At 72.7% G+C, this 26,904-nt stretch carries 24 protein-coding genes and 1 tRNA gene; 18 read left to right on the forward strand and 7 right to left on the reverse strand.

Features of this window, described 5'->3' with window-relative positions:
• Window positions 1-42 precede the first annotated feature (42 nt).
• Window positions 43-666: a LysE/ArgO family amino acid transporter gene (locus OG472_RS35290; protein WP_401605103.1), complete on the reverse strand. Its 624-nt coding sequence runs from the start codon at window positions 664-666 to the stop codon at window positions 43-45.
• A gap of 69 nt (window positions 667-735) precedes the next feature.
• Here OG472_RS35290 and OG472_RS35295 point away from each other — a divergent pair, with 69 nt between their 5' ends.
• The 8 genes from OG472_RS35295 to OG472_RS35330 all read left to right on the forward strand — a co-directional run bounded on the left by OG472_RS35295 (window position 736) and on the right by OG472_RS35330 (window position 8,898).
• Window positions 736-1,653 carry a LysR family transcriptional regulator ArgP gene (locus OG472_RS35295; protein ID WP_405942404.1) on the forward strand — a complete coding sequence of 306 codons (918 nt, stop codon included), beginning with the start codon at window positions 736-738 and terminating at the stop codon, window positions 1,651-1,653.
• A 10-nt stretch (window positions 1,654-1,663) separates the two neighbouring features.
• Window positions 1,664-2,056: a TOBE domain-containing protein gene (locus OG472_RS35300; RefSeq protein WP_319722527.1), complete on the forward strand. Its 393-nt coding sequence runs from the start codon at window positions 1,664-1,666 to the stop codon at window positions 2,054-2,056.
• 80 nt (window positions 2,057-2,136) lie between these two features.
• The gene (corA, locus tag OG472_RS35305; RefSeq protein ID WP_401606409.1) at window positions 2,137-3,219 is read left to right on the forward strand and encodes a magnesium/cobalt transporter CorA; all 1,083 of its coding nucleotides are present in this window, start codon (window positions 2,137-2,139) and stop codon (window positions 3,217-3,219) included.
• An 86-nt stretch (window positions 3,220-3,305) separates the two neighbouring features.
• The gene (locus OG472_RS35310) at window positions 3,306-3,935 is read left to right on the forward strand and encodes a GNAT family N-acetyltransferase (protein ID WP_405942405.1); all 630 of its coding nucleotides are present in this window, start codon (window positions 3,306-3,308) and stop codon (window positions 3,933-3,935) included.
• Window positions 3,936-4,076: 141 nt separating this feature from the next.
• On the forward strand, window positions 4,077-4,892 hold the full coding sequence (locus tag OG472_RS35315) for a chitosanase (RefSeq protein WP_405943228.1): 816 nt from the start codon (window positions 4,077-4,079) through the stop codon (window positions 4,890-4,892).
• Window positions 4,893-5,203: 311 nt separating this feature from the next.
• Entirely contained in the window at window positions 5,204-5,557 is a 354-nt protein-coding gene (locus OG472_RS35320) for a DUF805 domain-containing protein (protein ID WP_383572648.1), read from the forward strand.
• A 201-nt stretch (window positions 5,558-5,758) separates the two neighbouring features.
• Window positions 5,759-7,978 (forward strand): NADP-dependent isocitrate dehydrogenase, encoded by a 2,220-nt coding sequence (locus tag OG472_RS35325; protein WP_405942406.1) that lies wholly within the window; start codon window positions 5,759-5,761, stop codon window positions 7,976-7,978.
• A gap of 143 nt (window positions 7,979-8,121) precedes the next feature.
• Window positions 8,122-8,898: a hypothetical protein gene (locus OG472_RS35330; protein WP_405832947.1), complete on the forward strand. Its 777-nt coding sequence runs from the start codon at window positions 8,122-8,124 to the stop codon at window positions 8,896-8,898.
• Window positions 8,899-8,915: 17 nt separating this feature from the next.
• Here the strand turns inward: OG472_RS35330 and OG472_RS35335 are convergent, their stop codons facing one another.
• From OG472_RS35335 to OG472_RS35345, 3 genes are all read right to left on the reverse strand, one after another.
• Window positions 8,916-9,329: a hypothetical protein gene (locus OG472_RS35335; protein WP_383572657.1), complete on the reverse strand. Its 414-nt coding sequence runs from the start codon at window positions 9,327-9,329 to the stop codon at window positions 8,916-8,918.
• Between the two features lie 190 nt (window positions 9,330-9,519).
• Window positions 9,520-11,799, reverse strand: coding sequence for a terpene synthase family protein (locus tag OG472_RS35340; RefSeq protein WP_401605114.1), 2,280 nt, complete (start codon window positions 11,797-11,799; stop codon window positions 9,520-9,522).
• 11 nt (window positions 11,800-11,810) lie between these two features.
• On the reverse strand, window positions 11,811-13,220 hold the full coding sequence (locus tag OG472_RS35345; protein WP_401605116.1) for a family 2B encapsulin nanocompartment shell protein: 1,410 nt from the start codon (window positions 13,218-13,220) through the stop codon (window positions 11,811-11,813).
• Window positions 13,221-13,552: 332 nt separating this feature from the next.
• Between OG472_RS35345 and OG472_RS35350 the strand changes: the two genes are divergently transcribed.
• Together OG472_RS35350 and OG472_RS35355 are read left to right on the forward strand one after the other, a co-directional pair.
• Window positions 13,553-14,929, forward strand: coding sequence for a hypothetical protein (locus OG472_RS35350; protein ID WP_405832951.1), 1,377 nt, complete (start codon window positions 13,553-13,555; stop codon window positions 14,927-14,929).
• A gap of 162 nt (window positions 14,930-15,091) precedes the next feature.
• Entirely contained in the window at window positions 15,092-15,646 is a 555-nt protein-coding gene (locus tag OG472_RS35355) for a hypothetical protein (protein WP_401605121.1), read from the forward strand.
• A gap of 47 nt (window positions 15,647-15,693) precedes the next feature.
• Here the strand turns inward: OG472_RS35355 and OG472_RS35360 are convergent, their stop codons facing one another.
• On the reverse strand, window positions 15,694-16,941 hold the full coding sequence (locus OG472_RS35360) for a family 2 encapsulin nanocompartment cargo protein terpene cyclase (protein ID WP_405942407.1): 1,248 nt from the start codon (window positions 16,939-16,941) through the stop codon (window positions 15,694-15,696).
• 273 nt (window positions 16,942-17,214) lie between these two features.
• On the opposite strand from OG472_RS35360, the gene OG472_RS35365 reads away from it, so the two are divergent.
• The 3 genes from OG472_RS35365 to OG472_RS35375 all read left to right on the forward strand — a co-directional run bounded on the left by OG472_RS35365 (window position 17,215) and on the right by OG472_RS35375 (window position 21,964).
• A complete protein-coding gene (locus OG472_RS35365) occupies window positions 17,215-18,633 on the forward strand; it encodes a family 2B encapsulin nanocompartment shell protein (protein WP_405942408.1) in 1,419 nt (472 codons plus the stop codon).
• A 281-nt stretch (window positions 18,634-18,914) separates the two neighbouring features.
• Window positions 18,915-20,600, forward strand: coding sequence for a glycoside hydrolase family 71 protein (locus OG472_RS35370; protein WP_405942409.1), 1,686 nt, complete (start codon window positions 18,915-18,917; stop codon window positions 20,598-20,600).
• Between the two features lie 152 nt (window positions 20,601-20,752).
• Window positions 20,753-21,964, forward strand: coding sequence for an aminotransferase class V-fold PLP-dependent enzyme (locus OG472_RS35375; protein WP_405942410.1), 1,212 nt, complete (start codon window positions 20,753-20,755; stop codon window positions 21,962-21,964).
• Here the strand turns inward: OG472_RS35375 and cobF are convergent.
• The gene (cobF, locus tag OG472_RS35380; RefSeq protein ID WP_401605132.1) at window positions 21,951-22,703 is read right to left on the reverse strand and encodes a precorrin-6A synthase (deacetylating); all 753 of its coding nucleotides are present in this window, start codon (window positions 22,701-22,703) and stop codon (window positions 21,951-21,953) included. The genes OG472_RS35375 and cobF overlap by 14 nt on opposite strands.
• Window positions 22,704-22,721: 18 nt before the next feature.
• Here cobF and OG472_RS35385 point away from each other — a divergent pair, with 18 nt between their 5' ends.
• From OG472_RS35385 to OG472_RS35400, 4 genes are read left to right on the forward strand one after another with little or no spacing between them, the layout of a single operon-like run.
• Entirely contained in the window at window positions 22,722-23,477 is a 756-nt protein-coding gene (locus OG472_RS35385; RefSeq protein WP_401605135.1) for a (Fe-S)-binding protein, read from the forward strand.
• Window positions 23,478-23,494: 17 nt separating this feature from the next.
• Window positions 23,495-24,967: a lactate utilization protein B gene (locus OG472_RS35390; RefSeq protein WP_405943229.1), complete on the forward strand. Its 1,473-nt coding sequence runs from the start codon at window positions 23,495-23,497 to the stop codon at window positions 24,965-24,967.
• Window positions 24,964-25,623, forward strand: a complete 660-nt coding sequence (locus tag OG472_RS35395; protein ID WP_401605138.1) for a lactate utilization protein C — start codon at window positions 24,964-24,966, stop codon at window positions 25,621-25,623. Before OG472_RS35390 ends, OG472_RS35395 begins: the two co-directional genes overlap by 4 nt.
• A 4-nt stretch (window positions 25,624-25,627) precedes the next feature.
• On the forward strand, window positions 25,628-26,023 hold the full coding sequence (locus OG472_RS35400; RefSeq protein WP_405942411.1) for a VOC family protein: 396 nt from the start codon (window positions 25,628-25,630) through the stop codon (window positions 26,021-26,023).
• Here the strand turns inward: OG472_RS35400 and OG472_RS35405 are convergent.
• Window positions 26,000-26,485: a DUF309 domain-containing protein gene (locus OG472_RS35405; protein ID WP_401605142.1), complete on the reverse strand. Its 486-nt coding sequence runs from the start codon at window positions 26,483-26,485 to the stop codon at window positions 26,000-26,002. The two genes, OG472_RS35400 and OG472_RS35405, sit on opposite strands and share 24 nt — an antisense overlap.
• Before the next feature lie 109 nt (window positions 26,486-26,594).
• Between OG472_RS35405 and OG472_RS35410 the strand changes: the two genes are divergently transcribed.
• Window positions 26,595-26,668, forward strand: a tRNA-Pro gene (locus OG472_RS35410).
• The last annotated feature ends 236 nt before the right edge of the window (window positions 26,669-26,904 follow it).

Consider the following 26,904-nt stretch of genomic DNA (forward strand, 5'->3'; position numbering starts at 1 on the left):
ACTATGCCGGGCCCCGGCCGGTGCCCGCCGCCGACATGCGGCTCAGGCCCGGGCCAGCAGCAGGCCGCCCATGGTGACCATCGTCGCCGCGACGAGCCCGTCCAGCACCCGCCAGGACGACGGGCGGGCGAGCAGGCCGGTCAGCAGCCGGGCCCCGTACCCCAGGCTGACGAACCAGGTCAGGCTGGCCAGGACGGCCCCGATGCCGAAGGCCCACCGCAGGTCCCCGCGGTCGGCGGCCAGGGAGCCGACGAGCAGGACGGTGTCCAGGTACACGTGCGGGTTGAGCCAGGTCATGGCCAGGCAGGTCAGTACGGCCCGGCGGCCGGATCCGGCGGCGGCCCCCTCCGCAGTGAGGGCGGCGCCCGGGACGGGGCGCAGCACCCGGCGGGCGGCCAGGACTCCGTAGCCGACCAGGAAGAGGCCCCCGGCCAGGCCGACCGCGGTCAGGGCGGCCGGCCAGGCGGTGACGAAGGCGCCGACGCCGGCGACGCCGAGGGAGATGAGGAGCGCGTCGGACACGGCGCAGATGGCGACCACGGCGAGGACCGCGTGGCGGCGCGCGCCCTGGCGGAGGACGAAGGCGTTCTGCGCGCCGATGGCGACGAGGAGGGAGAAGCCGGTGCCGAAGCCGGCGAGGGCCGCGGTCAGGGTGCCGTGTGTCATGTCGTCGACCGTAGGCAGCGAAGTCTGTTCAGTACAGCTAATGATTTTTACGTACCATTAGCGCTCGTGATGGACGAGCTTCCTCTGGACCAGGTGCGCACGCTGCTCGCGGTGGTGGACGAGGGCACCTTCGACGCGGCGGCCGCCGCCCTGCACGTGACCCCCTCCGCGGTCAGCCAGCGGGTCAAGGCGCTGGAGCAGCGGACCGGCCGCGTGCTGCTGATGCGGACGAAACCGGTGCGGGCGACGGAATCGGGGGAGGTGGTGGTCCGCTTCGCCCGGCAGCTGGCCCGGCTGGAGCGGGACGCGCGGGCCGAGCTGGGCATGGCCGACGGGACCGGCCCGGTGCGGCTGCCGATCGCCGTGAACGCGGACTCCCTCGCCACCTGGTTCCTGCCGGCCCTGACCCGCGTGCCGCAGGATCCGCCGGTCTGCATCGAACTGCACCGCGAGGACGAGTCGCACACGACGGCGCTGCTGAGGGAGGGGCAGGTCATGGCGGCGGTGACCTCCTCACCGGACCCGGTGGCGGGGTGCAGCGTACGGCTGCTGGGCCTGGCGCGGTACCTGCCGACGGCGAGCCCCCGGTTCGCGGCCCGGTACCTGACGGGGGCGCCGGAGCGCGATCTGCGGGAGGCGCCGACGATCGTGTTCGACCGCAAGGACGACCTCCAGGACGCCTTCGTCCGGTCGCTGACGGGGGACCCGGCAGCCGGGGCGGGAAAGGTACGGCACCACATTCCGACCTCGGAGGGGTTCCGCGACGCGGTGGTCGCGGGACTGGGGTGGGGGCTGGTGCCGGAACAGCAGGCACGGCCGCTGGTGCGGACGGGGGAACTGGTGCTCCTGGAGCCCCTGCGGCCGATGGACGTGCCGCTGTACTGGCAGCAGTGGAAGCTCGACTCGCCGGCCCTGTCGACGGTGGCGGAGGTGGTCGCGGCGGCGGCCCGGGAGGCCCTGCGCAGCCCCCCGCACCGGGGGCTCTAAGCTGCCGACCATGGAGTCCTACACGATCGGACAGGCTGCCCGGATGCTCGGCGTCAGCGTCGACACGGCCCGCCGCTGGGCGGACGCGGAACGGTTCCCCACTCGCCGGGAGGGCACACGGCGGATGGTGGACGGTCCGGACCTGGCCGCCTTCTGCGTCGAGGCCGCACAGGAGGCCGGCGACGGCGAGGAGGCCCCGTACACCTCGGCGCGCAACGCCTTCCCGGGGATCGTCACCGGCGTGAAGCTGGGCACGGTCGACGCGCAGGTGGAGATCCAGGCCGGGCCGCACCGCATCGTCTCGCTGCTGACGCGCGAGGCGGTGGAGGAGCTCGGGCTGGAGGTGGGGGCGCGGGCCACGGCGCGGGTGAAGTCGACGAGCGTGTTCATCGACCGGACCTGAGGCCGGAGGCCCGGCGGGGGCGCCCCGGCGGCGATGGCAGACTGGCCGCTGAACCGCCGAAGGGGAGTACGTCCTTGTCCATGTTCAGCAACCTGCGCCGGGCCGTGCGCCGCGGCTACCGGCGGGCCGTCGACCTCAGCCACCCGGCCCGCTCCCCGCTCGGCAGCGCGGTGGTCAACTGCATCGTCTACCGGGACGGCGTGCGGCAGGAGGACTGCGCGGAGGTCGAGGAGGCGCTGCGCCGGGTCCGCAAGGCGGGCGACGGCTTCGTCTGGATCGGCCTGCACGAGCCGGCCCAGTCCGAGCTCGCCGGGCTCGCCGAACTGTTCGGCCTGCACCCGCTCGCGGTCGAGGACGCCGTGAACGCGCACCAGCGTCCCAAGGTCGAGCGCTACGACGACACGCTGTTCTCGGTCTTCAAGACGGTGCGGTACGTGGAGCACGAGGAGCTGACCGCGACCAGCGAGGTCGTGGACACCGGCGAGCTGATGGCCTTCACCGGCGAGGACTTCGTCATCACCATCCGGCACGGCGGCAGCGGCACGCTCGGCCCGGTCCGCGAGGAGCTGGAGGCCTCCCCGGACCAGCTGGCCAAGGGGCCCGCGGCGGTTCTGCACGCCATGGCCGACCACGTGGTCGACGACTACGTGGCCGTGACGGACGCCGTGCAGAACGACATCGACTCCGTCGAGACGGCGGTGTTCAGCGAGAACGGCGGCCGCGGCGACGCCGGTCGGATCTACCAGCTCAAGCGCGAACTCCTGGAGCTGCGGCGTGCGGTTGCGCCGCTGAGCCGCCCCCTGGAGCAGCTGGCCACGCAGCCGATACCGGTCATCCCGCCGGAGATCCGGGCGTACTTCCGGGACGTGGCCGACCACCTGACCCGGGCGACCGAGCAGATCGGCGCCTACGACAACCTGCTCGACTCCATCCTCCAGGCGCACCTCGCCCAGGTGACCGTCGCCCAGAACGAGGACATGCGCAAGATCACGGCGTGGGCGGCCATCGTCGCCGTCCCCACCATGGTCTGCGGGGTCTACGGCATGAACTTCGACCACATGCCCGAACTGCACTGGACCTACGGCTATCCGCTCGTCCTCGGCGTCATGGCGCTCGCCTGCTTCGTGATCCACCGCGGCTTCCGGCGCAACGGCTGGCTCTGACCTGCGAAATCCCCGATGAGGCAGGCGCGGACGCCGGATAGGGTCCGCCTGTCACCGATCATCGACAGGGAACGGGCGGGTCGCACATGGAGCGGACGACGGCGCAGCGGGACGGCGGCACGGCAGAAGGAGGGGCGGCCGACGGGCTCGCGGGCGACCGGGTCCGGCTGGAGCCGCTCGCGCACCGGCACCACGACGGCCTGTGCGAGGCGGTCCGGGACGGGAGGTTGTGGGAGCTCCCGGTGACGATCGTCCCCCACCCCGACGAGGTGCGCGGATTCATCGACGACGCGCTGGCGGCGCGGGCGCAGGGCACGCAGATCGCGTACGCCACGGTGGACGTCGCGACGGGCCGGATCGCCGGCTCGACCCGGCTCATGGCCATCAACACGGCGTACCGGCGGCTGGAGATCGGCTTCACCTTCCTCGGCGGGACCTGGCAGGGGACGGGCGTGAACACCGAGGCCAAGCTGCTCATGCTCACGCACGCCTTCGAGGGCATGGGGATGAACCGCGTCGAGTTCCTCACCGACGTGCGCAACAGCAGGTCGCGGGCGGCGATATCAGGGCTCGGCGCGACGCACGAAGGAGTCCTGCGCCACCACATGGTGATGCGCGACGGCTGGATCCGCGACAGCGCGGTCTACAGCATCACGCGTCCCGAATGGCCGGACGCCAAGCGGGAACTGACGGTCCGTCTCGCACGCCGGGCCTGACGCGGAGCGGGGGCGGTCGCGGCGATCGCCGTGTGACGCACGGGTCTTGAGCTGTCGTCAGCTCTGGTAGTAAAGTTTCCTAACGAAGTAGGGACGCCTCAACTACCCCACGGAGGCCTTGTGTTCACCCCCCACCGCAAGATGCTCGCGATCGGCGCACTGCTCGGCAGTGCGCTCATCGCCGTCCCCGTCGCCGCCCATGCCACCGCGGCCCCCGCCCCCGTGGCGGAGACCTCGGCGGCAGCGGCCGCAGGACTCGACGATCCGGCGAAGAAGGAGATCGCCATGAAGATCGTCTCCAGTGCGGAGAACTCCTCGCTGGACTGGAAGGCGCAGTACAAGTACATAGAGGACATAGACGACGGTCGCGGCTACACGGCCGGCATCATCGGCTTCTGTTCCGGCACCGGCGACATGCTCGACCTCGTCGAGTACTACACCCAGGTCAAGCCGGGCAACGTGCTCGCCAAGTACCTGCCCGCCCTGCGCAGGGTCGACGGCAGCGACTCCCACGCCGGCCTCGACCCGAACTTCACCAAGGACTGGGCGAAGGCGGCCCAGGACGCCGAGTTCAGGAAGGCCCAGGACCACGAGCGCGACCGGGTCTACTTCAACCCGTCCGTGCAGCAGGGCAAGTCCGACGGGATCGGCGTGCTCGGCCAGTTCATCTACTACGACGCCATCGTCATGCACGGTGACGGCACCGACTCCACCAGCTTCCGCAACATCCGCAAGCGCGCCCTGTCCAAGGCCAAGCCCCCGTCCCAGGGCGGCAACGAGACCGCGTACCTCAACGCCTTTCTCGACGCCAGGGTCTGGGCGATGAAGCAGGAGGAGGCGCACAGCGACACCAGCCGCGTCGACACCGCGCAGCGGGTCTTCCTCAAGAAGGGCAACCTGAACCTCAACACCCCGCTCGACTGGAAGGTCTACGGGGACTCCTTCCACATCGGCTGACGCCCGCCGCGGCCCGGGCCGGACCCTCCTCCCGGCGGCCCGGGCCGCGGTGTCGCGGTGCGGTAACGATGTGGGTAACGATCGAGGCGGCTGCCGGGGTGTCAAGTAGGCGCGTGGGATGGACTTTTCGGACTTCCGGGTACACAGCACCACTCCTGTGCTCCCCAGTCGCAGATTCGATGCCGGAAATCTTCCTGTCCAGCCGATTTGGCTTCGCGTCAACTGGCTTGACCGCGACGTAAGGGGGGCATAAGTTCTGCCCCGGCTTGCTCCAGCAGGACGGGCCGACCAACCGTCCTCTGGGGGGACCCATGAACTACTACCTCGACGTTCTGAAGAAGTACGCCGACTTCTCCGGCCGCGCCCGCCGCCAGGAGTACTGGATGTTCTTCCTCTTCCAGATCGCCGCGCTGATCATCACCGCGATCCTGGACGCCGTGCTCGGCACCTCGCCGTGGCTCTACCTGCTCTACGCCCTCGGCACCTTCCTCCCGAACCTCGGTGTGACCGTGCGTCGTCTGCACGACACCGGCAAGTCCGGCTGGTGGGTCCTCATCAACTTCGTGCCGCTCGTCGGCTTCATCTGGCTCATCGTCCTGCTGGCGACCGCCGGTGAGGACCAGCCGAACCAGTATGGCGTGAACCCGAAGGCCGTCCAGGCCTGACCTGGCCCGCAAGCCTTCACGGCTGAGCGCCGCCCCGGCTGGGAACAGCCGGGGCGGCGCTTTTCGCCGTTCGGGGGGTCCGCGTGACACGCGTCTCCCGGACTGGCGGCAGGGGGCTGTCCAGACCGGCCCGATCACGAGATATCTTGATGTCGAGCAATGTTGCAGACGAGAGACGCAGACTGTGGAGCGGAGCATCCGGTGACTGACTCGACCATCATCTACACGCACACTGACGAGGCCCCGGCCCTCGCGACGTATTCCTTCCTGCCTGTGATCCAGGCATACGCGTCGACGGCCGGTGTGAATGTCGAGACCCGTGACATCTCCCTGGCCGGTCGGATCATCGCCAGCTTCCCCGAGCACCTGGAGGAGAGCCAGCGGATCGCCGACGCCCTCCACGAGCTCGGTGAGCTGGCGAAGACCCCCGAGGCCAACATCATCAAGCTGCCCAACATCTCGGCGTCGATCCCGCAGCTCAAGGCCGCGGTCGCCGAGCTCCAGGGCCAGGGCTACGCCCTCCCGGACTACCCGGACGACCCGAAGACCGACGAGGAGCGCGAGATCCGCGCCCGCTACGACAAGGTCAAGGGCAGCGCCGTCAACCCGGTCCTGCGCGAGGGCAACTCCGACCGCCGCGCCCCCGCCTCGGTCAAGAACTACGCCAAGGCGCACCCGCACCGCATGGGCGCCTGGACCCCCGAGTCGAAGACGAACGTCGCCACCATGGGCGCGAACGACTTCCGCTCCACCGAGAAGTCCGCAGTGATCGCCGAGGCCGGCACGCTCCGCATCGAGCACGTCGCCGCCGACGGCGCCACCACCGTCCTGCGCGACTCCGTACCGGTCCTCGCCGGTGAGGTCGTGGACGCGTCCGTCCTGCACGTCGACGCCCTGCGCACCTTCCTGAACGACCAGATCGAGCGTGCCAAGGCCGAGGACGTGCTGTTCTCCGTGCACCTCAAGGCCACGATGATGAAGGTCTCCGACCCGATCATCTTCGGCCACGTGGTCCGCGCCTTCCTCCCGAAGACGTTCGCCCGCTACGGCGAGACCCTCGCCGCCGCCGGCCTGTCGCCCAACGACGGCCTCGGCGCCATCCTGAACGGCCTGGGCGCGCTGCCCGACGGCGACGCGATCAAGGCGTCCATCGACGCCGAGATCGCCGAGGGCCCGGCCCTGGCGATGGTCGACTCCGACAAGGGCATCACCAACCTGCACGTGCCGTCCGACGTCATCGTCGACGCCTCGATGCCGGCCATGATCCGCACCTCCGGCCACATGTGGGGCCCGGACGGCGCCGAGGCCGACACCCTCGCCGTCCTCCCGGACAGCAGCTACGCCGGTGTGTACCAGGTCGTCGTCGACGACTGCCGCGCCCACGGCGCCTTCGACCCGTCCACGATGGGCTCGGTGCCGAACGTCGGCCTCATGGCCCAGAAGGCCGAGGAGTACGGCAGCCACGACAAGACCTTCGAGATCGCCGCCGCGGGCACCGTCCGCGTCGTCGACGCCGCGGGCAACACGGTCCTGGAGCAGGAGGTCGCCGCCGGTGACATCTTCCGCGCCTGCCAGACCAAGGACCTGCCGATCCAGGACTGGGTCAAGCTCGCCGTCACCCGCGCCCGCGCCACCGGCGTCCCGGCCGTCTTCTGGCTGGACGAGGACCGCGCGCACGACGCGCAGCTGATCGCCAAGGTCAAGACGTACCTCGCCGAGCACGACACCGAGGGTCTGACCATCGAGATCCTCTCCCCGGTCAAGGCCACCGCGTACTCCCTGGAGCGCATCCGCCGCGGCGAGGACACCATCTCGGTGACCGGCAACGTGCTGCGCGACTACCTGACCGACCTCTTCCCGATCCTGGAGCTGGGCACCAGCGCCAAGATGCTGTCGGTCGTCCCGCTGATGAACGGCGGCGGCCTCTTCGAGACGGGCGCCGGCGGCTCCGCCCCGAAGCACGTCCAGCAGCTGGTCAAGGAGAACTACCTGCGCTGGGACTCCCTCGGTGAGTTCCTCGCGCTGGCCGTCTCCTTCGAGCACCTCGCCACCACCACCGGCAACGCCCGCGCCCAGGTGCTGGCCGACACCCTGGACCGCGCGACCGGTTCCTTCCTCAACGAGGACAAGTCGCCGAGCCGCAAGCTGGGCGGCATCGACAACCGCGGCAGCCACTTCTACCTCGCCCTGTACTGGGCGCAGGAGCTGGCCAAGCAGACCGACGACGCCGAGCTGGCCGCGGCCTTCGACGCGCTCGCCAAGACGCTGGGCGAGCAGGAGCAGACCATCGTCGCCGAGCTGATCGCGGTGCAGGGCTCCCCGGCCGACATCGGCGGGTACTACCAGCCCAACGCCACGAAGGCCGCGGCGATCATGCGCCCGTCCGCGACCTTCAACCAGGCCATCGCCACCCTGGGCTGACCCCCGGCCCGGCGGCAGGCAGCCGTACGAGTTCCGCCCCGGTCGGCATCGCGCCCGGCCGGGGCGGACCCGTATCCCGGACCCGGTGGCCGGGGAGGGGGCCCTGCGCTAGCGTTCGCGGTCCGTGACCTCGAGGGGGATCTGTGGGACGTCGCTCCGACACGTCGTGCGCCGGCATCGGATGCGTGGGGCTCCTGCTCGTGGTGTTCGTCCTGCCCACGGTCGGATATCTGCTGGCCGTGCCGCTCGCACTGCCCGATCTGCTGGCGGAGCAGACGCCGCCGCAGCAGATGCACGGCTTCGCGCAGTACCTCGTCGCCTATGCCGTTCCGGTCGTCGTGGCCCTGGTCCTGGCGTTCTTCGCGAGCCGGCGCAGGCCGTGGTTGTGGTGGCTGGTCCCGGCCCGGGCGGCGGGTCTGCTCGCCCTGGTGGCCGCGGCGCTGTGGTGGACGGAGAGCAAGGTCGGCGACCACCCGGTGTGGAACGTCCGCGCCGCGGCGCAGAGCGCGGCCGCCGCTCTGGTGGCCCTCGCCTTCGTCGTCGCGGTCCGCCGCTGGGACGCCTCCCGGAGCGGCCGGCCCGTCGCCGCGTCCCCCCGGCGCCCGGCCCCCGGGGAGATCTGGCTGGCCATGGTGCCGCTGCGCGAGGACCCGGCGCGGCAGCTGCGCCACTACTGCGTGGTGCTGGCGGCCCACGCCGACCACGCCGAGGTCGCCCAGATCACCAGCAAGGACAAGGATGGGCGCTCCGACCACATCCGGATGCCGAACGACGGCTGGGACAAGCACTCCGGCCGCGACCACTGGGTGGAGAGCGGCCTGCCGCCGCGCCGTGTCGACTACCGGATGTTCCTCACCTCGCGGCCCCAGGGGCGCTGCCCGGCCCCGGTGTGGCGCGAGCTCGGCCGGCAGCTCGACTGACGCCCGGAGCCCGCGGCTCAGAGACGGTGGATCCGTTCCTGCTCGAAGGCCAGCGGGGAGCGCCCGGCGGCCAGGATGCGCAGCCCGGGGGCCACGCACAGCAGGTTCCGCAGCCAGGCCAGGGCGTCCGGGCCGAGCAGCTCCGCGCCGTCCAGGACGAGCAGCATGTCCCGTTCGGCCAGCCACGAGGCGGCGTTCGCCGTCCCGCCCGGAGGCGCGGGCATGTCGGGTACGCAGCGCAGCTCGGCCGTCAGCTCGCGGATGCCGTAGCCGCCGTGGAGCGGGTCCATGGCGACGACGGCCACCCCGTCGTAGAAGTTGGACGCGAGGCGCCTCGCGATCTCCCGCACCAGCAGGCTCCGCGGCTCGCGCAGGCCCCCCGCCACGGTCAGTACCCGTCCCCGCCGGACGGCGGTGAGCAGGCGGGACATTTCACTGGATGTTGCCGGAAGCATGATCGTTTTTCGCAATTCCCTCATTGGCACGATGGCCCCCCATCGCATGCGTGACCACGCGCGGCAAGAGGGTTCAATCGAGCCGCGTGTCGATGATTATGCGCCACTTGCGCCGTAAGACCAGGGGAATGTCGCATTCCGGCGAGTGGCTCCGGAGCCCCGCAGGTCAGGCCCACACGGGGAGATGAGGAGCCGGGGGCAGCAGCCGGCCCCGGCCCGGCGGATTCGGCGTCACGGCGCCCGCCGCCACGGCCGGGCGGTGCGCGTGGTGGCGTTTCAGGTCCTCCTCCCGGTACCGCCGCGTCTGTGCGTGCCAGCAGGCGATCGCCGCGATCCACTGCTTCAGCTCGTCCACGTGGCGGTCCATGGCCGCGCGGGCCGGCGCGTCCAGCCCGTGGTCCGCGTACACGACGGGGAGTTCGTTGGCCACCACGTGCTCGAACTGCTTCATCCGCGAGGTCATCAGGTCGTTCACGACCCGCAGCGCCGTCGGGTAGTCGCAGTCGAAGAAGTTCTCCACGACGATCAGCAGGTTGTGCAGCTCGCCCTCGTACTCCGCCTCCTTCTGGTACGAGAACACGTCGTTCATGACCGCCGTGTAGTCGAAGGCCGCCGCCTGCAGGGACTGCACGGCCGAACTCGCGTAGACCTCCTCCGGAACCACGTCCATGTGCGCCATCCGCGCCAGCGAGATCGTCATCGGCGACCCGAAGGTCACCCGGCGCATCTCCAGGTAGTCCACCGGGTCCGGGACCCGGTTGGCCGCCTGGTTGTCCAGCTCCCACAGCCAGCTGTCCAGCACCTGGTCCATGGCCGAGCGGAACATCTCCCGGCCGCGCGTCCCCATTGGCGCGGCCGTGCGCCGCCACAGGTCGGCCAGCCCCCGCTCCATCGCGTTGACCGCCGTCGGCGGCGCGGACAGGTCGAGCGGCATGCAGGCGCGCAGCCGCTGCGTCTGCGCCCTGGCCGCCGCCAGGGCCCGGGGGGCGCCGAAGAGCAGGGGGTAGCTGTCGTCGGCGTACGTGCCCCAGCTCAGCCAGCCCGCGCCGATGTCCAGCGCCTCCGCCGAGCACGTCGGGTCGATGCCCGCCGAGCACAGCGCGAAGTCGTACCCCCGCGCCTTCTCCTCCCACCAGATGCCCTCGTCCAGGATCCCCATCGCCCGGTTCCACTCGATGAGCCGCTCCCGGGCGCCCGCCAGGTGCGGGTTGAGCACGTTCCGGTACGGCAGGTAGAACTCCGGGATCACCGAAGGGCCCACCGGATGCGGGACGTTGGAGTGCCGACGCAACCGCCGCGCGCCGCCGGTCACCCCCAGCAGCGCCTTGACGTTGGCGCCGGTGGTGCCCAGCCCGGAGGGGCCGCCCGGCCACCCGGGCAGGCCCGCATCGCTGCGGCCCGGCCGGGTCTTCGTGTACCGGCTGGAGCGCATGTGCCACTCGTGGCCGCCGGACTGCCAGTCCTGGAGCCCGCGCGCGTAGGTGAGGACCGCGAGGATCCCGTCCGGGCCGAGGCCCTTCTCCGCGAACAGCGCGGGCAGTTCGGTGAAGAAGGTGCTCTCGAACTGCTGGAGCCGCGAGGTGATCATGTTGTTCAGCTGGTCGGCGGCCTCCTGGGCCGTGCAGCCGAAGAACCGCTCCAGGACCAGCACCCCGTTGCTCAGCTCCCCCTCCTTCCCGATCTCCCGCTCGTACGAGAACAGGTCGTTGCGGAAGTGGACCGAGTCGGCGAAGCAGTCGCGCAGCACCCGCAGCGCCCGCTCCCCGGAGACCGACGCGGGCACCTCCACGCCCACCGCGTGCTCGACGATCCCCGCCGACCAGGGCGCGCCGCCCACCTTGCGGCGCTGTTCGACGTACTCCATCGGGTTCGACACCCGGCCGATGCTGATGTTGTCGAGCTCCCAGAGCGACTCGTCGAGCAGATCACGGGTGGTGCGGGTGAAGCGCGCGATCCAGTCCGGCGAGTGGCCCGGCACCGTACGCCGCCACAGGTCGGCGAGGCCCGCCTCGACCGGATTGGCGGGCTCGGGCATCGGCGCGCGCGGATCGGCGGGCATGAACGGCGTGAGCCGCTCCAGCGCGGCCCGGCCCGCCGCCCGGTCGCCGGTGCGCTTGAACCGCTCCAGGAACCAGTCGTCGAAGAAGAACACCCACACGTACCAGTCGGTGACGAGCGAGAGCATCGGGCCGTCGCACTCGGGATGGGTGTAGGCGCACAGCAGCGCGTAGTCGTGCGCCTCCAGATCGGCCGGGCCCCACACGCCCGAGCCTTCCAGCATCCCCCGCTCCGCGGCCCACGCGCGGGTGTGCGTCCGGGCCTCCTCCAGACGGGGGTTGAGGCGGGCGGGATGCGGGAGGTAGAACTCGGGCAGCTCGAAGGGCTGCCCCGAAGCCTTCTCCTGCCGGTCGCTCTCCTGCCGGTCGCTCTCCTGCCGTGCGGTCATGACGAGGCCCCTCAGTCGTCGAATCGGGAGATCTCGACGTTCTCCAGCACCCCGACGGCGTCGGGCACCAGGATCGCCGCGGAGTAGTAGGCGGTGACCAGGTAGGAGATGATCGCCTGCTCGTTGATGTTCATGAAACGGACGGACAGGCCCGGCTGGTACTCGTCGGGCAGGCCCACCGGGTGCAGTCCGATGACCCCCTCGTTGTCCTCGCCGGTGCGCAGGACGAGGATCGAGCTGGTCCGCTCCGCCGTCACCGGGATCTTGTTGCAGGGCAGCAGCGGCACCCCCCGCCAGGACGGGACCCGGTGGCCCTGGAAGTCCACGCTGTCCGGGTACAGGCCGCGCCGGCTGCACTCGCGGCCGAAGGCGGCGATGGTGCGCGGGTGGGCGAGGAAGTACTGCGACCCGCGGCGGCGGCTGAGGAGTTCGTCCATGTCGTCGGGGGTGGGCGGGCCGGTACGTGCGTAGACCCGCTGCTCGTAGTCGGCGTTGTGCAGCAGCCCGAACTCCGCGTTGTTGACGAGCTCGCTCTCCTGACGCTCCCTCAACGCCTCTACCGTGAGCCGGAGTTGCTGCTCCGACTGGTTCATCGGCTTGTTGTAGAGGTCGGCGACCCGGGAGTGCACGCGCAGCACGGTCTGCGCGACGCTGAGCTCGTACTCGCGCGGGTCCAGGTCGTAGTCCACGTACGTGCCGGGCAGCATCACCTCGCCCGTGTGGCCGGCGGACAGGTCCACGGCGTCGCTGCCCCGGCGGCCGACGCGCTCGGCCTCCAGGTACGCCTCGGCGTGCCGGCGCAGCGCGGCGGAACTGTTCAGCGCCGCGTCCCAGTCGCCCCGGTTGAAGGTCATCGTCACCACGTCCGTCTGCGCCCGGGCGGTGAACTCCCACCGGGCGTCGGGCAGCGGATGGTGGCCGAAGTGGTCGCCGTCGCTGAGCACGTCCAGGCTCGCCTCGTCCCCGTAGGCGCCGGTGCCGAGCCGTTCGATCCGCCCGTGGGCGATGAGGAAGATCTTGTCGACGGGCTCGCCGCGCCGGACGATGACGTCGCCCTTGCGGAACTCCTCCTTCACGAACCGGTCGGCGATGGCCTTGACCACCTGGTCGTCGGGGAAGTTCCGGAGCATGCCGAGCTCGCGCAGCATCGGCGGGATGACGCGGAGCTCGGTCCCGGTCTTCACGAAGGTGATGCGCCCGTCGCCGACGGTGTAGCTGACGGTGCGGTTGACCCGGTAGGTGCCGCCGCCGGTCTGCACCCACGGCAGGATCCTCAGCAGCCAGCGCGAGCTGATCCCCTGCATCTGCGGCGCGGACTTGGTCGTGGTGGCCAGATTCCGGGCGGCCTCGGTGCTCAGGCTCTGCCGGGCGGTGGCGGCCGGGTGCTCGGCGCTCACTTCGGTGCTGGGGTCGACGGACATGGCGGGCCTTCCTCTCGGTCGGTCTTCCTGGGAGTGGCGCGGGTGTCGTGCGCGACGGTGGGGTGTCCTGCCGGTCGGTGCTCCCTCCGGGGGCGGGCGGGGGGTGGTGTGCGGGGGGTGGTGTGCGGGAGCGACCGGGAGGGGCGGTCCCGCTCCGCGCGATCTGCTGTGCTCCCGTACGCCAGGGCCACGCGGTGTGACCGTGTGCAACCCGGCGCACACGTCTAGTTAGGGGCAGGACGGCCTCACCCGGTACATCCGTCCCGGCCCCGCCGTGTTGAATGTCCGACCGCGTTGAATGGATGGACACGTGTACGAGCTGGGCGGTTCTGATGGCCAAGCGTGAACCCAACGGACGACTCCGCACCCTCCTCACCGACGCGCGCTGGAGCGGGCAGGACTTCGCACGCGCCGTCAACGGCGTCGCCGCCGAGGCCGGCCTCACCCTGCGTTACGACCGGACCTCCATATCCCACTGGCTGGCCGGCACCCGGCCTCCCGCGCACGTCGTCGCCCTCGCCGCCGAGGCACTGAGCCGCCGTACCGGACGGCGCGTCAGCCCGGCCGACACCGGCCTCGCGCGGCCGGCCGGCGCCACCCGCGTGCGCGACCGCACCGGAACCGGCCCGCACGCCGCGGACGTCCTCGCCCCGGACCTCTCGGCGGTGGTGGCCGGATCCTCCGCGGGCCCCGCGGAGACGGCCGGACCCGGCATCGAGGCGGCGGCCCTGCTGGGGGAGATCCCGGTCTACTCCTCCGCCTGGCGGCCCCCCGGCTGGCCGCCGCCGGAAGCAGCCGGGGTGGCCGCCCGTCCGGCCGGGCGGATCGGGCTGCACCACGTGGAGGCCGCCGAGGCCGTACTGCCGGTCTTCCGCAACGCCGACATGATGTTCGGCAGCGGCCTGGCCCGGCCCGCCCTGACCCGCTACCTCGCCACCACCGTGGCACCCTGGCTGCGCGCCGGCGCCGCACCCGCGGTACGCCACCGGCTGCTGGGCTGCGCCGCACGGCTCGCCTACACCGCCGGCTTCCTGTGCTTCGACGGCAACCAGCAGGGCACGGCCCAGGCGTACTACCGGGCGGGGCTGCGGCTCGGCCAGGAGGCGGGGGACCCGCAGTGCTGGGCGCCCGTACTGCGGGCCATGAGCGTCCAGGCCCACCACCTGGGCCACCGCAAACAGGCGTGGGAGCTGGCGGAGGCGGCCGCCCGGGAGGCGGGTCGGCTGCCCACCCTGCAGGCCGCGTTCGTCACCGGGCAGCTGGCGGTCGCCGAGGCCGGCTGCGGCGACCGGCGGGCGGCGGTGGCCCGGCTGGGCGAGGCGGAACGGTTGCTGGAGCGCTCGGCCGGGCAGCGGGCGGCCATCGGCGACTACCACCACGCCGCGCTCGCCCACCAGCAGGCCGAGGCGCTGGCGGCCCTCGGGGACGCGCGCGGCGCGATCGCCGCGCTCGGCACCTCACTGCGGCACCGGCCCCCCGGCGAGCGCCGCGCGCGGGCCGTCACCCTGGCACGGCTCGCCGAACTCCACCTGAACCAGGGCCATCTGGAACGGGCCTGCGCCACCTGGCACGAGATGCTGGACGCGGTGCCCCAGCTGGACTCGGCGCGGGTGGACGACGCCGTGGGCCGCCTGCGCGGCCGCCTCCAGAGCGTCGGGGGCAACCGCACCGCGCGGGCGCTGCTGGTCCGGGTCCGCGGACTCGGCTGAGGCATCCTGCCGCGTCCTGCGCCGACCCGCGTACGGCATCGGGCGCACTGCTTCGTACGTACGGCGCCGGGAGTACGGCCCGCGCCAGCTCCGGTCCGGTCCGGTCGGCCGCGACCGTCTCCGGATCAGTAGGGTCGACCGCACCGGGCGAAGGGGGAGGGCGTGGGGACCTATCGGCAGACCGTGGTGGACATGGACGCCTCGCCGGAGGAGGCGGCCGCCGGGGGCGAGCGCGGCAGGGGGTGGCTGGAGGCGGAGGGGTTCATCCGCCCGGTGCCTTGGCGGGGCGACGTGGTGTACCTGGCCGGTCCGCAATGGCGGGAGGCGGTCGACCTGGTCTCCTGGGACTGGCGCGCCCGGCTCAAGGGGCTGGAGGAGGAGCCCTGCGACGAGCTGCGCGTCGTCGTGGGCCGTACGGTCTTCTGCGCGGGCCAGGGCGATGCCCCTGCCGCGCTCTGCCCCCACTGCCGAAGTGCCGCCCCCGACTGGCCCGGCGAGGCCCTCGACGCCTGGTACGCGACGGGCGCCGCCGATCTCGACTGCCCGGCGTGCGCCCACCGCGCTCCGCTTCCGGAGTGGAACTGGACCGACGACTACTTCGCCCTCGCCCACCTCGGCTTCGAGTTCGACGACTGGCCGCCTCTGCACCCGCGCTTCACCGAGGCCTTCGGCCGGGCACTGGGCCACCGGATCCGGGTGGTCGCGGGGAAGATCTGAGACCGGGGGAGGGGCAAGGACAGGGGCAGGGGGGGGCGAGCCGGCTTCTACGCGGTGCGCGGCTTCCGGGCGGTGCCCGCCTCCGCGGGGCCGTGGTAGCGGGGGCTCGTGGCGTGCCACTCCTTCGCCCCGCCCATCCAGTTCCAGATCCCCTCCAGGAAGCGGCCCAGCGCGGGCGAGCCGAGGGCGGCCAGGGCGGCCGACTCCGCCTCGACGGTGTGCATGATCTCGTCGTGGACCTCGGCCGTCAGGTTCACGGCCTCCTGGAGCGAGCAGTGCTCCTCGGCAGCGATCAGGCGGGGGAGGCTGGTGTCGCCGGGGTCCTCCCGGGCCATCGAGTACAGGTCGTTGAGCAGGCAGCTGGCGACCCCCGCGTACATGTACGTGCGCCGCACCCGCGCATCCGCGAACTCGTGCGCGGGGACCTCGTACCCGCCGACCGGATCGGTGAGGCCCATGCAGGGGAAGAAGCCGTTCTCGTACCGGTGCAGCAGGTACTCCCAGACCGGCGGCCGGCGGGCGGACGTCCGCCACTCGGCCTCGTGGTTGTACCCGACGAACATCACCGCCAACTGGTAGCGCAGGCGGGTCACCTGAGTGGGGGAGGCGAACTCGGCGAGATGCTCCAGCGCGGAGCGGAAGGCCCGCAGCACGGGCTCGGCGTCCACCTGCTCCTCGAACCGCCGCTCGTAGCGCGGCGGCAGCCGCACCGGGTCGACCACGGCGTGCGCGAGCGCCAGGCGCAGGCCGATCAGCCGCGGGTCGGCGTCCTCCCCGTCGTCGGCCCAGTGATCGTCGACGGCCCACTCGGAGAGCCCGCACCGGGCGGCCGCCAGCAGCCGGTCGGCGTCGTCGCAGTCCGGGTGCGCGAGCATCATCAGCCGGCCGAAGTGGCACGAGCGCAGCATGTCCAGGCGGCCGGCGTAGATCCCGATGTCGGCGGCCCACCGGACGAGTTCCCCGTTCACCGCGTCGGCCAGCGCCGGGTCGTCCCGTACGGCGTCGGGGCAGTACAGCGGGGGGATGACGATCCCCGTGCCGGTACGGGTACCCGTGCGGCTGTCCGTACCGGCGGGGCCGCGACCGGCGCGCGGGGGAGCGGCACCCAGGCCGCTCCGGCCGTCGAGCAGCCGGCCCAGGACCTCCGCCGGGCCGGCGGCCGCGGCGCCGGTGCGGCCCGGGGCGCGAGCGGGGGCGCGGCGCACGGCACCTGCGGTCACGGCTGCTGCGGTCAGTGCTCCTGCGGTCACGGCGCCTGGGGTCAGTGCTCCTGCGGTCACGGCTCCTGCCGGCATGGCTCCTCCTGCGGGTCGGCACACCCACCCATGGAGCGGGGGCGGCCCCGGGTCCGGTAGGTCCGGCGCCCCGTCGGCCCGTTGAGGATCCGGCAGCGTTGAATACCTGCACGGGTGTACGCACGCCCGGGAGTTCGCACAGGAGTGCAGGCCTTCAACCGCCGGGGATTTTCAACAGCCTCCGGGCCGGGGCGGCTACCGCGCCCCGCGCCCCGCGCCCCACGGTGAGCGTGCAGCACGCTCCGCGTGGACCGACGCAGGGAGGAACCCCGCATGACCGCAGAGGCGCAGCCACTCCTGGACCCCGCAGACGACCGGCAGCTGAGCCTGAGCACCGCCGCGGCCCGCAATCTCGCGACGACCACCAAGTCCGTCCCCCAGATGCAGGGCATCAGCTCGCGCTGGCTGCTGCGCATGCTGCCCTGGGTGGACCTGGGAGCCGGCACCTACCGCGTCAACCGCCGGCTGACCCATGCCGTCGGGCGCGGCCGGGTCTCCTTCGTCCAGGCAGGCGCGGACGACGTACGCATCCTCGCCCCCACCCTCACCGAACTGCCCGTCCTCAAGGGCTACGCCGAAGCCGCCGTCCTGGAGGAACTGGCCCGGCGCTTCGTCAAGCGCGACCTGCGCGCCGGAGACGTCCTCGTCGAGGCGGGCGCCCCCGTCGCCGAGGTGTTCATCATCGCCCACGGCCGGGTCGAGAAGCGGGCGTCGGGCAAGTACGGCGGCAGCGAACTCCTCGGCGTGGTCGCCGACGGGGACCAGCTCGGCGACGACGCCCTCGGCCAGGCCGACCCGCGCTGGGCGTACACCGTGCGGGCGGCCACCGCGGGCACCGCCATGGTCCTGCGGTGGAGCGCCTTCCAGGAGGTGCTGGGCCGCTCGGAGAGCCTGCGGACCCACCTGGAGCAGTACGTCGAGAACGGCCTGCGGCCCGTCAACCGGCGGGGCGAGGCCGACATCGAACTCGCCTCCGGCCACGAGGGCGAGGCCCGGCTGCCCGCGACCTTCGCCGACTACGAGCTGAGCCCGCGCGAGTACGAGCTGAGCCTCGCCCAGACCGTCCTGCAGATCCACACGCGGGTCGCCGACCTCTACAACGACCCGATGAACCAGTTCGAGCAGCAGCTGCGGCTGACCGTCGAGGCGATGCGCGAGCGCGAGGAGTCCGAACTGCTCAACAACCGGGAGTTCGGCCTCCTGCACAACGCCGACTACGGGCAGCGCATCAGCACCTGGTCCGGCCCGCCCACCCCCGACGACATGGACGACCTGCTCAGCATGCGCCGGGGAACCGCCTTCTTCCTCGCGCACCCCAAGGCCGTCGCCGCCTTCCTCCGTGAGTGCAACAAGCGCGGCCTCACCCTCGACACCGTGGACGTGCACGGCAAGCAGGTGCCCGCCTGGCGCGGAGTCCCGCTGCTGCCCTGCGGAAAGATCCCGGTCGTTGGCGGGCACACCAGCTCGATCCTGGCCCTGCGCACCGGGGAGGACAACGGAGGGGTCATCGGCCTGCGCCCGGCCGCGATCCCCGAACAGATCGAACCGGGCCTGAACGTCCGCTGCATGGGGATCGACCAGAAGTCGGTGATGTCCTACCTGGTCAGCTCCTACTACTCGGTGGCGATCCTGGTACCGGACGCGATCGGGATCCTGGAGAACGCCGACATCGCCGCCGCCCGCTCCGGCTGAACCCTCCCGTGGGCCCGCCTGCCGCCTGCCCGCTGCCCGCCGCCCGGGCGTCGGCGCGGCGGCGTAGTTCCGGTGGTGCGGGTGACGTACGTGCCCGGGCCCGGGCGCCTGGGAACGGTTGTCCGCACGCCGGGAATGGGCTCTACTGCTGTGCAGCCCCCGCTCGGGGCATATGCGCGGGAGGGACCAGGATGACAGCGGACCGTCGAACGGAGCACGGGACGGAGCACGGGAGGGGCCGCGGGAGGCGGCGCCCGACGCGCGCGTCCGGCGCGGTCGGCGTGCCCCGGCCCGCGTCGCACCGCCGGCGGCGGGGCTCCCGCGGCCGAAGACCGCTGCTCACCCTGGTGCTGTCCGCCTTCTTCCTGGTCGGTGTCTGCGCGGCCACCGGCATCGCCTGGGACCCCTACAACGGGGCCTCCGTACAGAGCGGTTCGGCCCCGGCCGTCGACCTCCCGCAGGCCGTTGGGCCCGACGGAGGCGCCACGGCCGGCGCCACCGGACCGGCCACCCCGCAGCCGGCCGCGACCCCGGCGCCCACCAAGGGCGCGGCCGCCAAGGGCAACCCCCAGGGCGCGGTGGACACCGGTGCCGAGCGCCCCACCGGCGCCCTGCCCTTCGACATGCCGCAGCCGGCCGCCCTGCGCTCCGGCGAAGCGGGCAAGAAGCTGGTGTTCGCCCACTACTTCACCCCGTACCCGCTCTCCCTCGACAACGCGAGCGCGGACAACGACTACTACACCCGCAACTACCTCGACCCCGACGGCGAGAGCGGCAAGCACGGCAAGTACGGCGGCCTGCTGCGCGACCGGCCGCTGCCCGTGGCACCGAAGAGCGGCGACTGGGAGTACGCCAACCTCCAGCAGGAGGTGCGCACGGCCCGCGCGGCGGGCATCGACGGCTTCACCCTCGACCTCCTCTCCCTCTCCGGCAAGAACTGGGACCGCTCCAACCTGCTGATGGCGGCGGCCCGTTCGGTGGATCCGGCGTTCAGGATCATGCTGATGCCGGACATGACCTCGCTGAAGACCGACGACCCCCGCGAGCTCGCGAAGGCGATCGCCACCCTCGCCGACGCCCCCGCCGCACACCGGCTCCCCGACGGCCGCCTCGTCGTCTCCCCGTTCAAGGCGGAGGCGAAGGGCGTGGCCTGGTGGACCGAGGTGATCGGCGCCCTCAAGTCCGAACACGGCATCCGCACCGCCTTCGTTCCCCTCTTCCTCGACTTCGGCGCCCACAGCGGGGAGTTCGCCCCGATCAGCCACGGGTTCTCCGAGTGGGGCAGCCGCAGCTACGTCGGCCAGGAGAGCTCCACGCGCGACGTCCAGCGGGCCCACGGCATGGGCAAGATCTGGATGCAGCCCGTGTCGGTCCAGGACGCCCGCCCCAACCAGGGCATCTACGACGAGGCCGGCAACACCGCGACCCTGCGCTCCACCTGGACGCACGCCATCGAGGACGGCGCCGACTGGGTGCAGCTCACCACCTGGAACGACTATTCGGAGGGCAGCCAGTTCGCACCCTCCCTGCACAACGGGCACGCCTACCTGGACCTGAGCTCGTACTACCTGACCCGGTTCAAGACGGGCAGCTGGCCGAAGATCGTCCGGGACACCCTCTACCTCAGCGCGCGCACCCAGTTCGCGAACGCCGACCCGACGGGCGACCAGTCGCTGGTGATGTCGCTGCGCAAGGGGAGCGCCCCGCCCCGGGACACGGTGGAGGTGCTCAGCTTCCTCTCCGGGCCCGCCGTCGTCCGTACGACCGTCGGATCCGCGAAGGGCAGCCACGAGGCCCCGGCCGGGATCCACTCGCAGCTGCTGCCGCTGAAGGCGGGCACCAGCTCGGCGCAGATCGTCCGGGACGGCAAGGCCGCGGCGAAGGTCGACCTGCCGTACCGGGTGGACCACGCGGTGGAGGTCCAGGATCTCCAGTACTACGCGGCAACGAGCGGCCGCGAACCGTAGCCGTATTCAGCCCCTCCGGCGTTTGAGGAGCGGGGTCTGGGGCGGAGCCCCAGGGACCCGCGCGGCAGGGGCCCGTCGGCGGCGGTCTTCCGGCATCGGCGGCCGCCGGGGGATGATCCGGGCGACAGCCGCGCCGCACACCCGGAGGTCGCATGCCCGAGCCGACACGCCCCGCCGCCGATGTCCCCGCCGAGCCGCCCGCAGGGCACACCGCCGAGCCGCCCGCAGGGTTCCCCGGCGGGCCCGAGCTGTTCCGCCTGGACCCGAGCGTCGCCCACCTGAACCACGGCTCCTTCGGGGCCGTCCCCGTCCCCGTGCAGGAGGTCCAGGCCGCGCTCCGCGCGGAGGCGCACGCCGATCCCGACGCCTTCTTCATCGCCGTCCCCGACCGCCTCGCCGCGGCCCGAACGCGGATCGCCGCGCACCTCGGCGCCGACCCCGACGGGCTCGCGTTCATCTCCAACGCCACCGAGGGCGCCAACCTCCCCCTCGACGCCGTCCCGCTCGCGGGGGGTGACGAGATCCTGGTGACCGACCACGGCTACGGCACGGTCGTCGCGGCCGCCGCCCGCCGCGCCCCGGTCACCACCGTCGCCCTGGACCCCCACCTGCCCGACGAGGACGCCGTACGCGAGACCGTGCTGGCCGCGCTGACGCCCCGTACCCGGGTGGCCGTGCTCGACCACGTCAGCTCGCCCACCGCCCGGATCATCGCCACGCCCCGGCTCCTCGCCGACCTGCGGGAACGCGGAGTCACCACCGTCGTCGACGGCGCCCACGCCCCCGGCATGCTCGCCGACCCCCTCGCCGGCGGCGCCGACTTCTGGTTCGGCAACCTCCACAAGTGGGGCTACGCGCCCTCCGGCACCGCGATCCTCGCCGTCGCCCCGCAGCACCGCCACCGGATCCGCGCGCTCGTACCGTCCTGGGAGGACCTGTACGGCTTCCCGCGGTCCGTCGAGAACCGCGCGACCGCCGACTACACCGGCTGGCTCGCCGCCCCCGACGGACTGGACCTCATCGAACGCCTCGACGCGGCCAAGGTCCGGGCCCACAACAGCGCCCTCGCCGCCCACGGCGCGGCGCTGCTCGCGGGGATCCCCGGGCTCGAACCCCTCCCGCACACGGACGGCCTCGCCATGCGCGCCCTGCGGCTGCCGCCCGGAGTCGCCGAGACCCCGGACCGCGCCCGCGCCCTGCGCGAGGAGCTCGCGGCCCGGCTGCGCGTCCGTGTGCTGGTCTGGCCGTGGCCGGGCGGCGGCGGCATCCGCGTGTGCGGGCAGATCTACAACCGGCCCCGGGAGTACGCCCGGCTCGCCGCCGCCCTGCCCGAGTACCTCGCCCGGGCCGTCAGCCGCGCCTGAGCAGGTAGGTGTCCATGATCCAGCCCTTGCGGGCGCGGGCCTCGGTGCGCAGCTCCTCGATCCGCCCCGCGACCTCCGCCAGCTTGCCCGAGACCAGGATCTCGTCCGGGGTGCCCACGTAGGCCCCCCAGTAGATGTAGAGGTCCTGGTCCAGGTGGGCGGTGAAGGCGTGCCGCGCGTCGAGCATCACGACCACGTCGTCCACGTCCTGCGGCCAGCCCTCGGCGAGCCGGCGCCCGGTGGTGATCTGGACCGGGCGCCCCACCCGGTTCAGATTGGTCCGGTGCCGTGCCAGCAGCGCGGAGATGCTGCTGATGCCCGGCACGACCTCGTGCTCGAAGGCCACCCGGCCGGCCTCCAGCACCTCGTCGAGGATCGCGAGGGTGGAGTCGTACAGGGAGGGGTCGCCCCACACCAGGAACGCCCCGGTCTCGCCGTCCGCGAGGTCCTCCGCGATGAACCGCTCGAAGATCTCGGCCCGCGCGCTGCGCCAGCCGTCCACCGTCGGCGCGTAGTCCGCGGGGGTCCGGTCCCGGTCCGGGTCGCGGCCCTCCACCAGCCGGTGGCCGGGCCGGGCGTGCGCGTCGAGCATCGCGCGCCGCAGCCCGGTCAGATCCGCCTTCTCCTCGCCCTTCTCCAGAATGAGGAATGCGTCCGCCGCGCCGATCGCCCTGACCGCCTGGAGGGTCAGATGGTCCGGGTCGCCCGCGCCTATGCCGATCACTGAGAACTTCTTCACCCGGCTATTCTGCCCGTCATGCGCGTCGCCCTGTTCGTCACCTGCGTCAACGACGCGCTGTACCCGCGCACCGGCATCGCCGTCGTGCGTCTGCTGGAGCGGCTCGGCGTCGAGGTGGACTTCCCGGCGGGCCAGAGCTGCTGCGGGCAGCCGCAGTACAACACCGGCTACCGGCACGAGACGGAACCACTCGTCCGGCGTACCGCGGAGGCCTTCGCCGGCTACGCGTACGTGGTCACCCCCTCCGGGTCCTGCGCCGCGATGATCCGCGAGCACTACCCCCGCATCGGCCGGAAGGCGGCGGCCGAAGGGCGCGGTACCGCCCTGGCGGAGGCGGCTCGCTCGCTGGCGCCGCGCGTGTACGAGCTGACGGAGTTCCTCGTCGATGTGCTCGGGGTGACCGACGTGGGCGCGTACTTCCCGCACAGCGTCACCTATCACCCTTCCTGTCATGGTTTGCGCGGCCTCGGCCTCGGGGACCGGCCGCGGCGGCTGCTGGCCGCCGTCGAGGGCCTGCAACTGGTCGAGCTGCCGGGCGCCGAGGAGTGCTGCGGATTCGGCGGCACCTTCGCCGTCAAGAACCCGGACGTGTCCGCCGCGATGGGCACTGACAAGATCACGGCTGCCGCCGCCACCGGCGCGCAGGTCCTGTGCGGGGCGGACAACTCCTGCCTGGCCCACCTCGACGGCCTGCTGCGCCGCGCCGACGCCCCGCTGCGGACCGTGCACCTCGCGGAGATCCTGGCCTCGACCGAGGAGGAACCGCTGCCGTGACCGGCGTCCACCTGGGCATGCCCGCCTTCCCCGCCTTTCCCGGGGCGGCCCGTGAGGCCGTACGGGACGAGGTGCTGCGCGCCAACCTCCGGCACGCCACGCACACCATCCGCGACAAGCGGGCGCGGGCCGTCGCCGAACTGGCGGACTGGGACGGGCTGCGCGCCGCGGGCAAGGCCGTCAAGGACCACACGCTGCGCCATCTCGACCACTACCTGCTGCAGTTGGAGGAGGCGGTGACGGCCGCCGGCGGCACCGTCCACTGGGCCGCCGACGCGGACGAGGCCAACCGGATCGTCACCGACCTCGTCAGGGCCACCGGGGAGCGGGAGGTCGTCAAGGTCAAGTCGATGGCCACCCAGGAGATCGGGCTCAACGAGGCCCTGGAGGCCGCCGGGATCGCGGCGTACGAGACCGACCTCGCCGAGCTCATCGTGCAGCTCGGCCACGACCGCCCCTCCCACATCCTGGTCCCGGCCATCCACCGCAACCGGGCCGAGATCCGCGACATCTTCCGCGCGGAGATGGGGAACTGGGGCCGCCCGGCGCCCGAACCGCTCGGCGACGACCCGCGGGAACTCGCCGAGGCGGCGCGCCTGCACCTGCGCGAGAAGTTCCTGCGCGCCAAGGTCGCCGTGTCCGGCGCCAACTTCATGGTCGCCGAGACCGGCACCATGGTCGTCTTCGAGTCCGAGGGCAACGGGCGGATGTGCCTGACCCTGCCCGAGACCCTGATCTCGGTCGTGGGCGTGGAAAAGGTCGTCCCGACCTTCCGGGACCTGGAGATCTTCCTCCAGACGCTGCCGCGCTCCTCGACGGCCGAGCGGATGAACCCGTACACGACGATGTGGACCGGGCTGGGCCCTTCGGGAGGGGCGGACGGCGACGGGCCCTCCGCCTTCCACCTCGTCCTCCTCGACAACGGCCGCACCGACACGCTCGCCGACGAGACCGGCCGGCAGGCCCTGCGCTGCATCCGCTGCTCCGCCTGCCTCAACGTCTGCCCGGTCTACGAGCGCGCCGGCGGGCACGCCTACGGCTCCGTCTACCCGGGCCCCATCGGCGCCATCCTCAGCCCCCAGCTCCGCGGCACCGGCAGCGAGATCGACGCCTCCCTGCCCTACGCCTCCACCCTGTGCGGTGCCTGCTACGAGGTCTGCCCGGTCGCCATCGACATCCCCGAGGTCCTCGTCCACCTGCGCGAACGGGTGGCCCAGGGCGGCCCGGTGACGCGGGACGGCGTGCGCGTACGGATCCGCCCCGCCCGCGGCCACGCCGCCGAACGGGCCGCCATGCGCGCCGCCCGGCTGCTCCTGGACCGTCCGGGGGCCCTGCGCGCGGGGGAGCGGCTGCTGGCCAGGGCCCGCCGGCTCGCGCCGCGCCGGCTCCCCGGCCCCGGCCGGGCCTGGACCGACACGCGCGAGCTGCCCCCCGTACCCGCCGAATCCTTCCGCGACTGGTGGACCCGAGAACGGGGGAACCCGCAGTGACCAGCAAGGACCGCATTCTGTCCCGCATCCGCCGGGCACTGGCGCAGCCGGGCCCCGGCGCCGGAGCCGAATCGGCGGTACCCGTCGCCGACATCCCCCGCGACTACCTCCGCGTGCACGGCGACCGCACCCCCGCCGAGAGCGCCGACCTGCTGGCCGCCCACCTGTCCGAGTACCGCGCGAAGGTCCACCGCACCGACGCGGCCGGCCTCCCCGGCCTCCTCGCCCGGCTCCTCGCCGCACGCGGCGCCCGCACGGTCCTCGTCCCGCCCGCCCTGCCCGCGCACTGGCTCGCGGCCGCCGACGCGGCCCTCGTCCAGGACCGCGCCGAGTCCACCCCGTACGAACTGGACGCCGTCGACAGCGTGGTGACCGGCTGCGCCCTGGCCGTCGCCGAGACCGGCACGATCGTCCTGGACGGCGGCCCGGACCAGGGCAGGCGCCGCATCACCCTGATCCCCGACCACCACGTCTGCGTGGTCCGCGTTCCCGACCAGCTGGTCGACTCCGTACCGCAGGCCCTCGCGCGCCTCGACCCGACCCGCCCGCTGACCTGGATCTCCGGCCCCTCGGCGACCAGCGACATCGAACTGGACCGGGTGGAGGGCGTCCACGGCCCCCGCACCCTGGAGGTCGTCCTCCTCGGCGCACAATAGGACCATGTCGTCCCACATCGCCCTCACCGCCCTGGTCGTCAACGACTACGACGAGGCCATCGACTTCTACACCCGCGCCCTCGGCTTCGACCTCGCCGAGGACACGGCGCGCCCGGACGGCTCCCGCTGGGTCGTGGTCCGCCCGCCCGGCGCCACCGAAACCGCCCTGCTGCTGGCCCGCGCCAAGGACGACGCCCAGCGCGCCCGCGTCGGCGACCAGACCGGCGGCCGCGTCGGCTTCTTCCTCTACACCGACGACTTCACGCGCGACCACGCCCGGATGGCCGCCGAGGGCGTCCGCTTCCTGGAGGAGCCGCGCCACGAGGCGTACGGCTCCGTCGCCGTCTTCGAGGACCTGTACGGAAACCGCTGGGACCTACTCCAGCCCGCCGCCGGCTAGCCGCGGCGCCTCCCGTACGGGATCGACCGCCGGGCCGCCGGCCTCCACCCGGCCGGCCAGCTCCCGGGCCCACCGCACCAGCCCCGGCACGTCGATCCCGTACGGCCCTCCGTCCATCTCCTCGATCCCGGCGGCCCCGCGCCGCAGCAGCCGCGCCCCGCCGACCGCGTTGCCGCGCGCGGCGTGCGTCAGCCCGACCGCGAGCTGCGCCAGCCCCCGCCACAGCGGGGCACCGCCCTCGGGCCCCGACTTCCAGGCGTCCTCGAACACCTCGTGCGCGTGGAACGGCATCCCGGCGTCCAGCAGCCGCTGCGCCTCCCGCACGGTCTCCGCGGGCGGGCGCACCACCCCCTCGGGCTGCCGCTCCACCCCGGCCTCCCCGTAGGGCAGCGGCCGCCCCAGCCCATCCCTGGGACGCGCACTGCGCGCCCGCCCTTCACCATCCCGATCCCGTGCGTTCACGGCCCCATCCTCCCCCTCGCCGATCACCGGTGCATGGACACCCCTCGGCGTGCGGTAATGTTCTGCATGTGCCGCCGAGCACGGGGAAACCCGCAGGTCGAAGGCACATCGGGACGTGGCGCAGCTTGGTAGCGCACTTGACTGGGGGTCAAGGGGTCGCAGGTTCAAATCCTGTCGTCCCGACTTTACGAAGTCGCAGGTCAGAGGTCGTTTCAGAGCAATCTGGAGCGGCCTTTTGGCGTTCCGCGTGTCGGCGTACGGGCCCGCGGCATCGCCGGGGTTTCAGCGCCCCGCGGCAGGTCTGCCCGCACGATCCGGTCCGTCTGCGAGGCAGGGGCCGGCCTCTGGCCGGGGCTCCCGGGACGGGTGCCCTCGGCTTTCGAACAGGGCCCCGGAGTGCGGGAATTGCGCAGACGGCG

Origin of the sequence: Streptomyces sp. NBC_00207, assembly GCF_045160965.1 — a bacterium.
Taxonomy (GTDB): domain Bacteria; phylum Actinomycetota; class Actinomycetes; order Streptomycetales; family Streptomycetaceae; genus Streptomyces.

Excerpts from the sequence above, each read along its gene's own strand:
- OG472_RS35290 (WP_401605103.1), bottom strand. The coding sequence starts at position 666 with ATGACACACGGCACCCTGACCGCGGCCCTCGCCGGCTTCGGCACCGGC.
- OG472_RS35295 (WP_405942404.1), top strand. The coding sequence starts at position 736 with ATGGACGAGCTTCCTCTGGACCAGGTGCGCACGCTGCTCGCGGTGGTG.
- OG472_RS35300 (WP_319722527.1), top strand. The coding sequence starts at position 1,664 with ATGGAGTCCTACACGATCGGACAGGCTGCCCGGATGCTCGGCGTCAGC.
- corA (WP_401606409.1), top strand. The coding sequence starts at position 2,137 with ATGTTCAGCAACCTGCGCCGGGCCGTGCGCCGCGGCTACCGGCGGGCC.
- OG472_RS35310 (WP_405942405.1), top strand. The coding sequence starts at position 3,306 with ATGGAGCGGACGACGGCGCAGCGGGACGGCGGCACGGCAGAAGGAGGG.
- OG472_RS35315 (WP_405943228.1), top strand. The coding sequence starts at position 4,077 with ATGCTCGCGATCGGCGCACTGCTCGGCAGTGCGCTCATCGCCGTCCCC.
- OG472_RS35320 (WP_383572648.1), top strand. The coding sequence starts at position 5,204 with ATGAACTACTACCTCGACGTTCTGAAGAAGTACGCCGACTTCTCCGGC.
- OG472_RS35335 (WP_383572657.1), bottom strand. The coding sequence starts at position 9,329 with ATGTCCCGCCTGCTCACCGCCGTCCGGCGGGGACGGGTACTGACCGTG.
- OG472_RS35340 (WP_401605114.1), bottom strand. The coding sequence starts at position 11,799 with ATGACCGCACGGCAGGAGAGCGACCGGCAGGAGAGCGACCGGCAGGAG.
- OG472_RS35345 (WP_401605116.1), bottom strand. The coding sequence starts at position 13,220 with ATGTCCGTCGACCCCAGCACCGAAGTGAGCGCCGAGCACCCGGCCGCC.
- OG472_RS35350 (WP_405832951.1), top strand. The coding sequence starts at position 13,553 with ATGGCCAAGCGTGAACCCAACGGACGACTCCGCACCCTCCTCACCGAC.
- OG472_RS35360 (WP_405942407.1), bottom strand. The coding sequence starts at position 16,941 with ATGCCGGCAGGAGCCGTGACCGCAGGAGCACTGACCCCAGGCGCCGTG.
- OG472_RS35365 (WP_405942408.1), top strand. The coding sequence starts at position 17,215 with ATGACCGCAGAGGCGCAGCCACTCCTGGACCCCGCAGACGACCGGCAG.
- OG472_RS35375 (WP_405942410.1), top strand. The coding sequence starts at position 20,753 with ATGCCCGAGCCGACACGCCCCGCCGCCGATGTCCCCGCCGAGCCGCCC.
- OG472_RS35385 (WP_401605135.1), top strand. The coding sequence starts at position 22,722 with ATGCGCGTCGCCCTGTTCGTCACCTGCGTCAACGACGCGCTGTACCCG.
- OG472_RS35390 (WP_405943229.1), top strand. The coding sequence starts at position 23,495 with ATGCCCGCCTTCCCCGCCTTTCCCGGGGCGGCCCGTGAGGCCGTACGG.
- OG472_RS35400 (WP_405942411.1), top strand. The coding sequence starts at position 25,628 with ATGTCGTCCCACATCGCCCTCACCGCCCTGGTCGTCAACGACTACGAC.